The sequence below is a fragment of the Microbacterium galbinum genome, assembly GCF_023101185.1.
GTDB lineage: Bacteria > Actinomycetota > Actinomycetes > Actinomycetales > Microbacteriaceae > Microbacterium > Microbacterium galbinum.
The window spans coordinates 1,251,581-1,264,577 of record NZ_CP078077.1 but is presented as its reverse complement, the minus strand read 5'-3'; the positions used below and the strand labels follow the sequence as shown (position 1 = coordinate 1,264,577).

12 protein-coding genes are annotated in these 12,997 nt (G+C 70.1%); 4 read left to right on the top strand and 8 right to left on the bottom strand.

Annotation, left to right across the window (positions count from 1 at the left end; genetic code table 11):
- Window positions 1–29: 29 nt before the first annotated feature.
- Window positions 30–1,262 carry an ATP-binding protein gene (locus tag KV396_RS06305; protein WP_247957233.1) on the top strand — a complete coding sequence of 411 codons (1,233 nt, stop codon included), beginning with the start codon at window positions 30–32 and terminating at the stop codon, window positions 1,260–1,262.
- A gap of 18 nt (window positions 1,263–1,280) precedes the next feature.
- Here the strand turns inward: KV396_RS06305 and KV396_RS06300 are convergent, their stop codons facing one another.
- The 3 genes from KV396_RS06300 to KV396_RS06290 all read right to left on the bottom strand — a co-directional run bounded on the left by KV396_RS06300 (window position 1,281) and on the right by KV396_RS06290 (window position 4,444).
- Window positions 1,281–2,042 (bottom strand): hypothetical protein, encoded by a 762-nt coding sequence (locus KV396_RS06300; protein ID WP_247957232.1) that lies wholly within the window; start codon window positions 2,040–2,042, stop codon window positions 1,281–1,283.
- 66 nt (window positions 2,043–2,108) lie between these two features.
- Window positions 2,109–2,771 carry a response regulator gene (locus tag KV396_RS06295; RefSeq protein WP_247957231.1) on the bottom strand — a complete coding sequence of 221 codons (663 nt, stop codon included), beginning with the start codon at window positions 2,769–2,771 and terminating at the stop codon, window positions 2,109–2,111.
- Window positions 2,768–4,444, bottom strand: a complete 1,677-nt coding sequence (locus tag KV396_RS06290) for a sensor histidine kinase (RefSeq protein WP_247957230.1) — start codon at window positions 4,442–4,444, stop codon at window positions 2,768–2,770. Before KV396_RS06290 ends, KV396_RS06295 begins: the two co-directional genes overlap by 4 nt.
- 265 nt (window positions 4,445–4,709) lie before the next feature.
- Between KV396_RS06290 and KV396_RS06285 the strand changes: the two genes are divergently transcribed.
- Both KV396_RS06285 and KV396_RS06280 read left to right on the top strand, forming a co-directional pair.
- Window positions 4,710–6,134 (top strand): CitMHS family transporter, encoded by a 1,425-nt coding sequence (locus KV396_RS06285; protein ID WP_247634014.1) that lies wholly within the window; start codon window positions 4,710–4,712, stop codon window positions 6,132–6,134.
- Between the two features lie 113 nt (window positions 6,135–6,247).
- Window positions 6,248–7,615: a serine/threonine-protein kinase gene (locus KV396_RS06280; RefSeq protein ID WP_247957229.1), complete on the top strand. Its 1,368-nt coding sequence runs from the start codon at window positions 6,248–6,250 to the stop codon at window positions 7,613–7,615.
- 18 nt (window positions 7,616–7,633) lie between these two features.
- Here the strand turns inward: KV396_RS06280 and KV396_RS06275 are convergent, their stop codons facing one another.
- Window positions 7,634–8,224 (bottom strand): TetR/AcrR family transcriptional regulator, encoded by a 591-nt coding sequence (locus KV396_RS06275; RefSeq protein WP_247633456.1) that lies wholly within the window; start codon window positions 8,222–8,224, stop codon window positions 7,634–7,636.
- Between the two features lie 33 nt (window positions 8,225–8,257).
- Here KV396_RS06275 and KV396_RS06270 point away from each other — a divergent pair, with 33 nt between their 5' ends.
- Window positions 8,258–9,181, top strand: coding sequence for a DMT family transporter (locus KV396_RS06270; protein ID WP_247633457.1), 924 nt, complete (start codon window positions 8,258–8,260; stop codon window positions 9,179–9,181).
- A 9-nt stretch (window positions 9,182–9,190) separates the two neighbouring features.
- Here the strand turns inward: KV396_RS06270 and KV396_RS06265 are convergent, their stop codons facing one another.
- From KV396_RS06265 to KV396_RS06250, 4 genes are all read right to left on the bottom strand, one after another.
- Window positions 9,191–9,703: a metallophosphoesterase family protein gene (locus KV396_RS06265; protein WP_247957228.1), complete on the bottom strand. Its 513-nt coding sequence runs from the start codon at window positions 9,701–9,703 to the stop codon at window positions 9,191–9,193.
- Between the two features lie 6 nt (window positions 9,704–9,709).
- Window positions 9,710–10,039 carry a sugar ABC transporter ATPase gene (locus tag KV396_RS06260; RefSeq protein ID WP_247957227.1) on the bottom strand — a complete coding sequence of 110 codons (330 nt, stop codon included), beginning with the start codon at window positions 10,037–10,039 and terminating at the stop codon, window positions 9,710–9,712.
- A 190-nt stretch (window positions 10,040–10,229) separates the two neighbouring features.
- Window positions 10,230–11,126, bottom strand: coding sequence for an SDR family oxidoreductase (locus KV396_RS06255; RefSeq protein ID WP_247957226.1), 897 nt, complete (start codon window positions 11,124–11,126; stop codon window positions 10,230–10,232).
- Between the two features lie 33 nt (window positions 11,127–11,159).
- Window positions 11,160–12,965: a glycoside hydrolase family 15 protein gene (locus tag KV396_RS06250; protein WP_247957225.1), complete on the bottom strand. Its 1,806-nt coding sequence runs from the start codon at window positions 12,963–12,965 to the stop codon at window positions 11,160–11,162.
- Window positions 12,966–12,997 lie beyond the last annotated feature (32 nt).

Genomic DNA, 12,997 nt, shown 5'->3' with positions numbered 1-12,997 from the left:
CGGTCGGATCGTCTGATAAACTTATCAACGTGCGCACTGCTCTGAACAACCCCTTCCAGCCCGGCTCCGACGTCGTGCCGGAGATCTGGGCCGGCCGAACGGCTCAGCTCAGTGATTGGCGCGATGTTCTGCGTCCGCGACTCGAGGCGGGACTTTTCGAGCGGGGCCGAACGATCCTCGGCGAGCCGGGACTGGGCAAATCGTCGCTCGTGCGGCGCATCGCCAATGAGGCGGAGCGCCAGGGGGACTGGGTCACACCGCAGATTCGTATCGCGGTCGGATCAGATCCGATCAAGCGTTTAGCCGCCGAACTCCTCGTCATCGCCGACAAGGCCGGACTGTCGACGGGCCGTGAGACCCGACTGACGCGTCTGTTGCAACGCGTGGAGTCCATCGCGATCAACGGTGTCTCGCTCGCGTTGTCGCCATCGGAGGGACAGGAGCCGCACAGCGCACTCACCGAGATGCTCGTCGAGATCGGTCGGGTCGCGATCGGTCGCGGCACCGTGGTCCTCATCCATATCGACGAGATACAGAACATCGACGACGAGCGAACGCTGTCGCAGCTCCTGATCGCACTCGGAGACGCGATCACACGGATCGTCGAGGTCGACGTTCCTGGAGTGGGGCGGCTGGAGCGTTCGCTGCCGATCGCGGTCTACCTCACCGGCCTGCCGGAGTTCGACGAGGCGTCTGGAGCGCGCAAGGGTGCGACGTTCACCCGACGGTTCGCAACAACCGTTCTGGCGCCACTCGAGGACGACGACCTCCGCACCGCCCTGCGTCCCCTCGTGATCGACGGCTGGGAAGTTGCGGACGGCGAAGGAGGCTTCGCCCGCATTCGGATGCAGTCATCCGCAGCTGAAGCGATCGTGGACCTCTCGCGCGGTGAGCCATTCCTCTTCCAACTCGCCGGCCAGAAGGCGTGGTACGCAGGCAGAGGCGATGTGATCACGTACGACGAGGTCGTGCGTGGATGGCGCGAAGCGCAGGCGGAGGCCACTTCACACGTCGAGCGCATCCTCGATCGCCTTCCTTCGCGTGAGCGCGAGTTCCTCGAGGCGATGGCCGACTTGCAGCCGAGCGACCGGACGCTCACGAAGATCGCGACGGAGGCGGGATTCGCGAAGTCCACCGACGCGGGGCCTCCGTCGCAGCGCCTCGACCGCGTCCGCGGCATCATCACGCGAGGCAAGCCGTACAGCTTCCGTCACCGGGCGCTGGAGGCGTTCCTCACCAGCGACTGGCCCGACGTCGAGTAGCAGCGTCGAGCCCCAGCATCACGGGAACATCTGCCGCAGCAGCTCCCAGTCGCCCGCCTCGAGCGCCCGCGTCGCGATCGTGCGGGCGTCCGGATGAATGTGTGGGCCGAGTCCGGCCCACACCCGCTGCGCCTCCGCGAGGTCTTGCGCGACGACCGCATTGCGCATGAAGTCGATCGCGTCGTAGTACGGGCCGGTCTGCTCGCCGGGCTGAACGTCGAACGGCTCATAGGGACTGACCCACGGAAGTGTCGGGTCGGGACGCAGGTAGAGGATGTTGCCTGCGTGGATCATGCCGGCGCGCACATGGTTGTGCGACTGGACCGTGATGTAGTCGATGCAGAATCGCTCGCCGATCGCGATCGCGCTGTCGCCCGCAGCGACCTCGTATGCGTAGACGCCGCCAGCCTCGTCAGTGAGTGCCTGGCCACTGGCCAGCTCCGACGGGCCCCTGTCGACAAGGTCACCGATGAGCTTCGAGTAGTACGGGCCGGAGTCGTCGGTTCGCGTCGACATCGTGCTGATGTGGGCGGTGCTCGTGCACTCGCCCGGCCCGCCGGCGGGCACCGAGATGCCGTCGCCGAGGTCGACCAGACCATCATCGGATGCCGGGTCGGCGGTCGGATTCGGAGGCTCGGTCGCGGCGGGAGAGCCCGACCCCGCACCGAACACTCCGGTGACCCAGGTCGTGGCTCCGATCATCGCCGGCAGCGCGAGAACGAGCAGCCCCGTAACGACGGCTGCAGACACGACCATCGTGATCTTCGTCGAACGCTTCATCTTGCTCAGCATCCCATCACCGGCGATAGGGCGCCAGCGCCGGATCGCTGTCGCAGCACCGCCCGCCTACCGCTTCCCCACCCGCACGTACCGATGCTCGGGCCGACCGGTGGTGCCGTAACGCAACCGCACCTCGACCTGGCCTCGCGTCGCGAGGGCCGCGAGATGGCGCTGCGCCGTCGCGCGTGAGATTCCCACGCGCTCCGCGACTTCGGCGGCGGATGCCTCGTCATCGTCGCCCAGGCCGTCGAGGATGAGCTGTTCGGTCGCCGAGCGCGAGACGGTCGCGGGCTCGGCGCCACCGGCCATGATCGACAGCGCACGGTCGATGCGCTCCTGGGTGAGCGCCGCGTCGCCGCCCAGCAGATTGCGCATGCGTGCGTAGCGGCGCAGCCGGTCGACGAGGGCCACCGCGTCGAAGGGCTTGGCGAGGTAGGCGAGGGCGCCGGCGTTGATCGCGCGCCGCACGGTCACGGCATCCGTCGCAGCGGACAGCACGAACGCGTCGCGCTCGGTGTCGGCGACGAAGCGGATGCCGTCGCCATCCGGCAGATATGCATCGACCAGCAGCAGGTCGGGCTGATGCGCGCGCAGCGCCTGGCGGGCTGCGTCGAGCGTGTGCACCGCCTCGAGCGGGGTGAACCCGGGCACGCTCGCCACCGCGTCGCGGTGCAGGCCCGCCACGCGGAAGTCGTCGTCGATCACGAGCACGCGAATGTCGTCGGTCACTGTTCCTCCAGATGCCGGTCGTCGTCGGGCGGTCGCACCGCCGAAGGGATGCGGGCGCCGAAGACGGCGCCATGGGCGCCCTCGCCGCCACCACCGCCCGGCGAGATCAGCCACACGTCCCCACCGCGCCGACGGGCGAGGTCGCGGGAGAGTGGCAGCCCGTAGCCGTGGCCGTGCACGGGTCCGGCATCCGATGCGTCGGAACCGGAGCGCACGGCGATCGTCTCGGTGGTCGGGGCGAAGGGGTCGCGGTCGGGAGGGGTGACGCCCGCGCCGGAGTCGGCGACCGTCAGCACCAACTCGCTGCCGTCGGTGAGGAGGGTGACCTCGACCCGTCGCGGCTCGGCGCCGGCGACGGCAGCGCGGATCGCGTTGTCGACCAGGTTGCCCAGCACGGCAGCGACGTCTTCGGCGGCGGTCACCTCACCGAGCAGGAGCGTGTCGTCGGTGATGACCAGCGCGACACCGCGCTCGCGGGCCGTGACCGCGGTCGCTCCGAGGAACGACTGCAGGAACGGATCGGGCACCCGCTCGATCCCCTCGACATCGCCGCCCACCGACCCGCGGTGCGTGAGCTCGTCGAGGAAGGCGCGTGCCTCACGTCCGCGGTCGGCGTCGAGCAGACCGGAGACCACGTGCAGGCGATTGGCGAACTCGTGGCGCTGCACCCGCAGTGCCTCGGTCGTCGCGCGCACGGTCTCGAGGCGACCGGCCAGGGCCTCGATGTCGGTGCGATCCCGCACGACCACGACCACCCCGAGCGGGCGGGCCTCGCGCACGACCGGGCGGGCATCGAGATACAGCACCCGATCGCCGACCACCGTCTCGGCGCTCGCCCCGCGACCGTCGAGCAGACGACGCACGGTGTCGTCGAGGCCGAGTGACGAGACGCGGCGACCGACGGGGGAGTCGAGCTGCAGCATCCGCTCCGCCGCGCTGTTGCAGACGCGCACGACGCCCTCCGGGTCGACCGCGAAGACGCCGTCGCCGACCCCCTCGAGCACGGCGGCCTGATTCTGCACGAGCGCGACGAGGTCTTCGGGCTGCAGGCCCAGCGTCAGCCGCTCGAAGCGGCGCCGCAGCAGAAGCGTGGCCAGGGCGGCCAAGCCCAGGGCTGCGACCCCGGCGACCGCGATCGTCGCGATCAGGGCGGGCAGTTCGTCGAAGACGCTCGCGCGCTCGAATCCGACGCTCACCTCGCCGACCGGCGGCTCTCCGGCCGTCGCGTAGATCGGCACCTTGGCGCGCGCCGATTCGCCGAGCGTGCCGACCTCCCAGTCGACGACCTCGGTTCCGCGCAGCACTTCTTCGAACGGGGTCGAGACGACCTGGCCGAGCAGATCCTGGTTGGGGTGGGCGAGGCGGATGCCGTGATCGTCGGTGATCACGACGAACAGGGCATCGGTGCGATCGGCGACGTCGACCGAGATCTGCTGCAGGGGTCCGCCGCGCAGCGCCGCGGCCGCGGGCGTGCCCGGATCGGCGGAGAACTCGGCGACGAGCTGACGGACATCGGGGTCCTCGGCGAGGGTGCGGGCGATGTTGAGCGCCGTCGCCTCGGACTCGGCGCGCAGCTGCTGCACTCCGAGCCATCCGAAGACGAGGGTGCAGACGGTGACGACCGCGGCGACGGTCGCGAGCTGCACGAGCAGCAGTCGGGTGGCGAAACGCACCGGGGCAACCTCCTCGTCGCGTCGTGAGCACAATGCGCAGAACACACGCTACGCGCACAACGTGCAGCAATGCGACATAGCGCGCGCGGCGTCTGCGATCGACCTAGTCTCTCGGGATGCGCCGCACGCGGTGCTCCGCTCTGATGCACGACACGACGAAGGAGTCGATGTGAACGTGGAACCTGGGATCCTGCTCTCCGCCGAGGAGGGCTACGCGACGGCGTTCCTGCCGCCCGAGGGCGTGCTCGTGGCCCTCGGGTTCACGATGGTGCTCGTCTTCATGGCGCTCATCATGACCCGCCGCCTCACCCCGATGGTCGCCCTCATCCTGGTGCCGACGGTGTTCGGGCTCTTCGCCGGCGCCGGTCTCGGCCTCGGCGAGATGATCATCGACGCGATCTCCGACATGGCACCGACCGCCGCGCTGCTGATGTTCGCCATCATGTACTTCGGCATCATGATCGACGTCGGACTCTTCGACCCGCTCATCCGCTTCATCACCCGGCTGCTCGGCGACGACCCGGCCAAGATCGTGCTCGGCACGGCGATCCTGGCCGGCGCGGTCTCGCTCGACGGCGACGGCTCGACGACCTTCATCATCACCACCTCGGCGATGCTGCCCATCTACCTGAAGCTGGGCATGAACCCGGTCGTGCTCACCTGCGTCGCCGGGCTCATGAACGGCACCATGAACATCGTCCCCTGGGGTGGCCCGACCGTGCGCGCCGCGACCGCACTCGGCCTGCAGCCCACCGACGTCTTCGTGCCGATGCTGCCCTCGCTGGCGGCCGGTCTCATCGTCGCCCTGCTCTTCGCCTGGTTCCTCGGGTTGGGAGAGCGCAAGCGCCTCGGCAGCATCGACCCCGATCGCATCGGCGGCTCGGCGGGCACCGGCTCGAAGGTGTTCCGCGGCGGCAACGCCACCCCCGGCGCCCGGGCCACGCTGCGCACCGGCAACATCGTCACCCTCGCCGGTGGCCGCGGAGGCCTGCCGGCGGCGACCGCGCTGCTCGACCGCGAGGACACGGCGATGGCCGACACGATGCTCGACCCGAACCGCGCCACGCTGCGCCCGAAGCTCATCTGGGTCAACCTCGCCCTCACCGCGGCGGTGATGGTGCTGCTCGTCGCCGACATCTTCCCGCTCGCCTACGTCTTCATGGTCGGGGCGGCAGTCGCGCTGGTGATCAACTTCCCGAAGCTCAAGAGCCAGGCCGACGAGATCGTCGCCCACGCCCCGAGCATCGTCGGTGTGGTGTCGATGGTTCTCGCCGCCGGCGTGCTCGTCGGCGTGCTGAACGGCACGGGCATGGTCGACGCGATGGCCGGCTGGATCACGACCGCCATCCCCACCGCGCTCGGGCCGTTCCTCGCGGTGATCACCGGCATCCTGTCGATCCCGCTGACGTTCTTCATGTCGAACGACGCCTTCTACTACGGCATCCTGCCGGTGCTGGCGCAGAGTGCCGAGCACTTCGGCATCGAACCCGTCGAGATGGCTCGGGCATCGATCACCGGGCAGCCCGTGCACCTGCAGAGCCCGCTGGTGCCGGCGATCCTGCTGCTCGTCTCGCTCGCGAGCGTCAACCTCGGCGACCACCACAAGAAGGTGCTGTGGCGGGCGTGCGCGGTGTCGCTGGTGATGCTCGCGGTCGGCGTGCTGGTGGGGGCGGTACCGCTCGCGGCGTGACGCCTCGCAGGCAGCGAACCACTCGATCGGCCGGAGTCAAGCCCACTGACTCCGGCCGATCGAGAGACATAGAGTCGGAGGATCGATCGACATTTCGCGATGAGGAGTACCCGATGACGCTGGAAGTCGTCTCGCCGACGGAGGCTCTGCTCGACGGCCGGTACCTGCTCGAGGACCGCGTCGGACAGGGCGGCATGGCGACGGTATACCGCGCCGAGGACACGCATCTCGGGCGGACGGTCGCGATCAAGATGATCCATCCGGGAGACGAGGCGAAGGTCTCGGTCGAACGCGCGCACACCGAGAAGGCCCTGCTCGCCTCGCTCAATCACCCGTCGCTCGTGACCCTCTTCGACGCCCAGCTCGACCCGGGGCGGCCGCAGTACCTGGTGATGGAGTTCATCGACGGGCCGACGCTCGCCCAGCGCATGGCGCAGGGACCGATCCCCTCGCGCGAACTCGCCGCGCTCACCCGTGATCTGGCGCAGGGCCTCGCTGCCGCGCACGCGGCCGGCATCGTGCATCGCGACGTCAAGCCGTCGAACGTTCTGCTGCAGAGGCGTGGGACGCGCAGCGGGGGAGCATGGACGGCCAAGCTCGCCGACTTCGGGATCGCCTGCCTCGTCGACGGATCGCGCCTCACCACGCCCGGCATCGTGCTCGGCACTCTCACCTACATGGCTCCCGAGCAGTTGCGCGACCACGACCCGGGCACACCCGCCGACATCTTCGCGCTGGGCCTCGTCGTGCTCGAAGCGCTGACCGGCGAACCCGGATACACGCCGATCGGCTCGGGCCGCGCCGCCGCGATCGCACGGCTGGCCGGATCGCCCCCGGTTCCGGGCGATGTCGATCCGGCGTGGCGCGACCTCCTCGAGCGGATGACCGCGATGGAGCCGGATCGGCGACCGACCGCCGCGGAGGTGGCCAGGGCGGCGGGCGCGCTCCTGAGCGGGGGCGAGCCGGCGACGAGTCGTGCCGCCGCAGACCGGATTGCTCCGCCCGCGGTGGCCGAAGCGGCGACCGTCGAGGACGACCTCGGAGCTGCGGATGCCGAGACGGGGCGCACGGCCGTTCTCCCCGCCGAGCGCCCCGCACGCGTCGGGCGGGCCCGCATGCGCGTGATCGCCGGGGCAGCCGCGCTCGTGGTCGCCGGAGTCTCCGTCGCCGGCGCGATGGCCCTCGCCCCGGACTCGGGCGCCTCGGGAAGTGCGCTCTCGGAGGCCGTGGCCCGTGCGGTCGCTTCTGTCGAGGTCGCGCCCGAGGAGGTCGCGCCCGAGGCGCCGGTGAGCGACCAGGTTGTCAGCGACCCCGTCGCGCCGTCGGAGTCCGTCGTCGAAACCGTCGACGACGGGGAGAACGGAAACTCCGGTCAGGGCGAGAAGGGCACCCCCGGCAACGGGGCCAAGGACAACCCGTCGGATCAGAACGGCAACAAGCCCGACCACGCGGGAAAACCGGGCAAGGGCTCCCAGGGCTGAGCTCTCACCGTCACGCGGTCAGTTCTGCGCGAGCAGCGCGCGCGCCCAGCCGCGCGCGACGACGAAGGGTTCGGCGAACGTCGCCATGCCGACCGTGACGATCGCCCCTTCGTAGAGGAGCATCATCGCCTGCGCCACGGCGCGGTGATCGCGGATGCCGGCTTCGGCGCAGAGCTCGTCGAACAGGTCGAACAGCCACACCTTCTGGCGAGAGACCTCGGGGAAGACGGGGTGGTCGTCGTTACCCTCGCCGATCTCGGCGCGGGCGTTGATGGCGCTGCAACCCTTGGGGCTGTTGTCGTCGGACCAGGTGATCGCGGCGTCGAAGATCGCGAGCACGCGGTCGATGCCCGGCTCGGGAACCCGGGTGAGGTGCGCGGCGACATGCTCGCGCCAGCGCGCGTCGCGGTGCTGCAGGTAGGCGACGACGAGCGCCTCCTTCGAGCCGAACCGGTCGTAGAGGGTCTTCTTGGTGACGCCGGCGACCTCGGCGATCGTGTCAACCCCGACCGCATGGATGCCGCGCTCGTAGAAGAGCTGCGAGGCGGCGTCGAGCACGCGGCGTGCTCCGGGGGTAAGGGGTGCGAGCTCGGGAACGGACGAGGTCATGCAAAAACTATACCAACCTGTATAGTCGGACGCATGAGTAAACAGATCGGTGTACTTCGCGGGGTGCTCACGGCCGCAGCGGCAGCCGCTTTCATCGTCACGTGGAGTTCGGGCTTCATCATCCCGGCCTTCGCCACGGTCGACGTCGCACCGCTCACGCTGCTCGTCTGGCGGTTCGTGCCCCTGGCGATCGTGCTCCTGCTCATCGTCCGCGTCTCGGGGGCCGCGAAGGGCGTCACCCGACGTGACGTGCGCACGCAGGCGCTGATCGGGCTCTTCGCGCAGTTCGGATACTGCGCCGCCGTCTACGGGGCCGTCGCGACCGGCATCGCCACGGGCACGGTCGCGCTCATCGACGCGGTGCAGCCCCTCATCGTCGCCGTGCTCGTCGGACCGATCCTCGGACTGCGCGTGCGGGGATCGCAGTGGGCGGGCCTCGCCCTCGGCGCCGTCGGTGTGCTGCTCGTCGTGCGCTCGCAGTTCGGGTCGTCGGCCGCACCCCCGATCGCCTACCTCCTGCCGGCCACCGCGATGGTGTGCCTCATCGTCGGCACGTTCCTGCAGCGGCGATCCGCGGTGCGGACGGGCGTGCTCGTGACGCTCGCCATCCACGTCACCGTGACCGCCGTCCTGCTGCTCGCGGTGTCGGCGGCCACCGGGTCGCTCGTGCCCCCGGCATCCGCATCGTTCTTGCTCGCCGTCGTGCTCACCGCCCTGTTCCCGACGCTCGCCGCCTACGGCCTCTACTGGTGGCTGCTGCGACGGGTGGGGATCACCGCCCTGCAGGCGCTGCTGTTCCTCATCGCGCCGGCGACGGCCATCGCCGGCGGCATCCTGCTCGGCGAACCCCTCACCATCGTGACGTTCGTCGGCTTCGCGCTCTGCGGTCTCGGTGTTGCGGCCGTGCTCCGGGGCGAGGCGAAGACGCGGCGCGAGCAGTCGGCGCTCGCCGCCTGAGGAGCGGGGTCAACCCCGTTCGACCGGCACTAGCTCGACATCACGCAGCTCGTCCCCGTCGACGACCGCGGTCATGAGCGTGCAGACGGGCTGGCGCCGACGATCGGTCGGCGACCCGGGATTGAGCAGGCGTATGCCGCGGGGCGTGCGCGAGTCCCACGGAATGTGGCTGTGCCCGAACACCAGAACGTCGAGTGCGGCGTCCGGGTACGCGAGGTCCATGCGCCGCTCACGGCCCGTGGCCGCACCGGTCTCGTGCACCACGCCCACGGTGAGACCTTCGATCGCCTCCACCGCGAACTCCGGCATCCGCTCTCGCAGGTCGGCACCGTCGTTGTTGCCCCACACCCCGATCAACCGGGCGGCGCGGGCGTCGAGCGTCTCGAACGTCGCGAGGTCGACCCAGTCGCCGGCGTGGATGACGACCTCGGCGCGGTCGACCTCACGCCACACGGCGTCGGGCAGGCGCTTCGCCCGCGCGGGCACGTGCGTGTCGGCGAGCAGCAGCAGTCGCGTGGCCACCGGCGGTCAGAGGTCGTTGGGCGAGAGGTCGCCCTCGCCGTCCTCGCCGATCTCGGCGATCACCGGGTCGCCCTCCTGCGTCTCGGGCTGAAGGCCGCTCGACGGCAGGTCCGTCGCGGGGATCTCGTCGTCGTCCGACGGCAGCTCGTCGGGGTCGGCTCCGGTGGCCACGACCTCGTCGATGTCGACACCGGCGTCGAGAGCATCCGTGCGCTCCCACTCGGCCTGGGCCGGGTCGTCGGACGGGTCGGCGAACGAGGTCGCCTCGTCGTCGCGCAGCGGCTGGACGTTCTCGGGGGTCTCGTCGATACGGCTGTCGTTGGAGTCGGTGTTCATGGAGTCCTCCTGGGGGGCGGTGGGCTGAGTGCTTCCAGCGTGCCGGGGCGGATGCCGCGGCGCGACGGGCTTGACGGGCGCGAGCCGTGCGGGGTACCGGCTCTTCGTCTCGCTGCGCTCGCTCAGGAACCGGTGTTCGAGCGCGGTTCCTGAGCGAGGAGCGGAGCGACGAGACGAAGGGCCGCGGCGATCAGGGAGTCGGCATGCCGCCGTTCACGTTGAGCGTCTCACCGGCGACATAGCTCGATTCGGCCGATGCGAGGAAGACGTAGGCCGGGGCGAGCTCGGCCGGCTGGCCCATGCGGCCCAGCGGGGTGTCTTCACCGAACTGGTCGATCTTCTCCTGCGGCTGTCCGTCGCTCGGCTGCAGCGGGGTCCAGATCGGTCCCGGGGCGACGGCGTTCACGCGGATGCCCTTCGGCGCGAGCTGCTGGGCGAGGCCCTTCGTGAAGGCATTGATCGTCGCCTTGGTCGACGCGTAGTCGACCAGGATGTCGGACGGCGAGTACGCCTGGATCGACGTGGTGTTGATGATCGCGGAGCCCGCCGGGAGGTGGGGGAGCGCGGCCTTCGTGATCCAGAACATCGCGTACACGTTCGTCTTGAACGTGTCGTCGAACTGCTCGTCGGTGATGTCGGTCAGCGACTCCTGGTAGATCTGCTTGCCACCGTTGTTCACCAGGATGTCGAGGCCGCCGAGGGCCCCGACCGTCTCGGCGACGAGCGTGCGGCAGTACTCGGGATCGCGCAGGTCTCCGGGGAAGGTCGCCACCTTGACGCCCGCTTCGCGCACGATGCCGGCGATCCGGTCCGCGTCCTCCTGCTCCTCGGGGAGGTAGGAGAGCGCGACGTTCGCGCCTTCGCGGGCGAAGGCGATCGCGGTGGCGGCGCCGATGCCGGAGTCGCCACCGGTGATGAGGGCCTTGCGGCCCGTCAGGCGGCCGGAGCCGCGGTAGCTCTCCTCTCCGAGGTCGGCCTTCGGGGCGAGGTCCGCGTCGAGGCCCGGCTCGGGCATGTGCTGCTTCTGCGGCTCGATGTCGGCGTACAGCTCGGCGGGGTTGGTGAAGGTGTACTGGTCACGGGACATGGTGTTCCCCTTCCTTGTTTTCGTGTCGATCGTTCAGGTGCGGTCGCGCAACAGCTCGTCGGGGACGACGTCGCGGATGGTCATGGCGGCGGTGAGGAACGCGAGGTGGCTGAGTGCCTGCGGGGTGTTGCCCCAGGCCGAGCCGTCGTCGGCGTCGATCATCTCGGCGTAGATGCCCACGTCGTTGGCCTGGGCGATGAGTTCGTCCATGAGGGTGAGGGCCTCGTCGTGCCGGCCGACGCAGGCGAGCGCCTCGGCGCGCCAGAACGCGCACGCCACGAACGTCTTCTCCTCGGCATCCGCCCCGCTGTAGCGGTAGAGGAGCGGACCCGCGCCGAGCTCGTCGGCCAGGGCGTCGATCGTCGACGACATGCGCTCCCCGCGATCGAAACCCGACGGCGCGTGCAGCAGCACCGAGGCGTCGAGCTCCTCCGAGCCGGCGTAGAAGACGTACGCCGAGCGCTCGGCGGACCAGCCGTTCTCGTCGATCCACCCGCGGATGCGCTCGCGCTCGGCCCGCCAGCGATCGGCGCTCCCGGGGATCGCGCCGGCATCGGCCAGTGCGACGGCGTCATCGAGGGCCTTCCAGCAGCCCATCTTCGACGAGACGTAGTGCCGCTCCTCCGGGAGTTCCCACATGCCCGAGTCCGGATTGCGCCACAGATCGCACGTACGGTCGGCGACTCCCGCGAGCATCCGCGCCGTGCCGATGTCGAGCACGTTGCCCGCATCGACGTAGGTGCGGCAGATCGCGAGCAGGTCGCCGTAGACGCCGAGCTGCAGCTGGTCGCCCGCGGGGTTTCCGGTCACGACCGGCCCGATGCCTCGCCAGCCCTCGACGTCGTACTCGTGGGGCTCGGGCACGCGCCCGCCGTCGAGCGTGTACATGACGTGGAGCTCGGGGCCGTGGTCGCGGATCGTGCGGAGCATCCACGACAGCGCGGCCTGGGTCTCCTCCCGCAGGCCGAAGCGCACCAGCGCGTGCGCCGTGTAGGCGAGGTCGCGCACCCAGGCGTGACGGTAGTCCCAGTTCTTGCCGCCGGCCGGGTTCTCGGGCAGCGATGTGGTGGCGGCAGCGGCGATGGCGCCCGACGGACTGTAGATGAGCAGTTTCAAGGCGAGGGCGCTGCGCTGCACCTGCTCGCTCCAGGGACCCTCGTTCGAGAAGACGCGAGACCAGTGCCGCCAGTTCTCGATCGTGCGATCGATGCCGTCGTCGACGTTGCGCGGATCGGGGATGTGGAGGGGTTCGTCGTGCGTGGCCGCGAGGGCGATCAGGTGGCGTGAGCCCGCCGTCGCCGAGAATGCGCCGTCGAGACGCGGCCCGTCGGCTCCGTCGGGATCGGGATGCCGTGGCCCGTGATCGAAGCCCACGATGGCGAACGCCGTGGCGCCGCTGCGCACCACCGGGCCGTGGTCGGTGTTCTCGATCCAGGGTGCCGCCGTGCGCAGCGACGTGCCGGGACGCACGCACCAGCGCATCTCCACGGAACCCTCGATACCGTCGATCCGCCGGGCGAGCTCGGCCCACGGCAGTCGTCCGGCGACACCCGACACCAGGGCGTCCGTGACGCGGACGCGTCCGGCATCCGTCACGAAGGTCGTCTCGAGCACGTTCGTCTCGGGAACATAGCGTCGCTCGGTGCGGAACTCGGCGACGGGCCGCAGCTCGAAGCATCCGCCCGTCTCCTCGTCGAGGAGGCGCGCGAACACCGGAAGATCGGTGAGATCGGGCAAGGGGAGCCAGTCGATGCAGCCATCCGAGCCGATCAAGGCGACCGTGCGACCGTCGCCGATCGGAGCGTAGGTCTCCAGGGGGCGACCGATGGGGGTGGACATATCGCCATCGTGCGCGCGTCGAGCGGATGGGG

What these genes read in the sequence shown, in the direction of transcription:
- KV396_RS06300 (WP_247957232.1), bottom strand. Translation starts at nt 2,042, where the DNA reads ATGAAGCGTTCGACGAAGATCACGATGGTCGTGTCTGCAGCCGTCGTT.
- KV396_RS06260 (WP_247957227.1), bottom strand. Translation starts at nt 10,039, where the DNA reads ATGAACACCGACTCCAACGACAGCCGTATCGACGAGACCCCCGAGAAC.
- KV396_RS06280 (WP_247957229.1), top strand. Translation starts at nt 6,248, where the DNA reads ATGACGCTGGAAGTCGTCTCGCCGACGGAGGCTCTGCTCGACGGCCGG.
- KV396_RS06275 (WP_247633456.1), bottom strand. Translation starts at nt 8,224, where the DNA reads ATGACCTCGTCCGTTCCCGAGCTCGCACCCCTTACCCCCGGAGCACGC.
- KV396_RS06250 (WP_247957225.1), bottom strand. Translation starts at nt 12,965, where the DNA reads ATGTCCACCCCCATCGGTCGCCCCCTGGAGACCTACGCTCCGATCGGC.
- KV396_RS06285 (WP_247634014.1), top strand. Translation starts at nt 4,710, where the DNA reads ATGGTGCTCGTCTTCATGGCGCTCATCATGACCCGCCGCCTCACCCCG.
- KV396_RS06255 (WP_247957226.1), bottom strand. Translation starts at nt 11,126, where the DNA reads ATGTCCCGTGACCAGTACACCTTCACCAACCCCGCCGAGCTGTACGCC.
- KV396_RS06270 (WP_247633457.1), top strand. Translation starts at nt 8,258, where the DNA reads ATGAGTAAACAGATCGGTGTACTTCGCGGGGTGCTCACGGCCGCAGCG.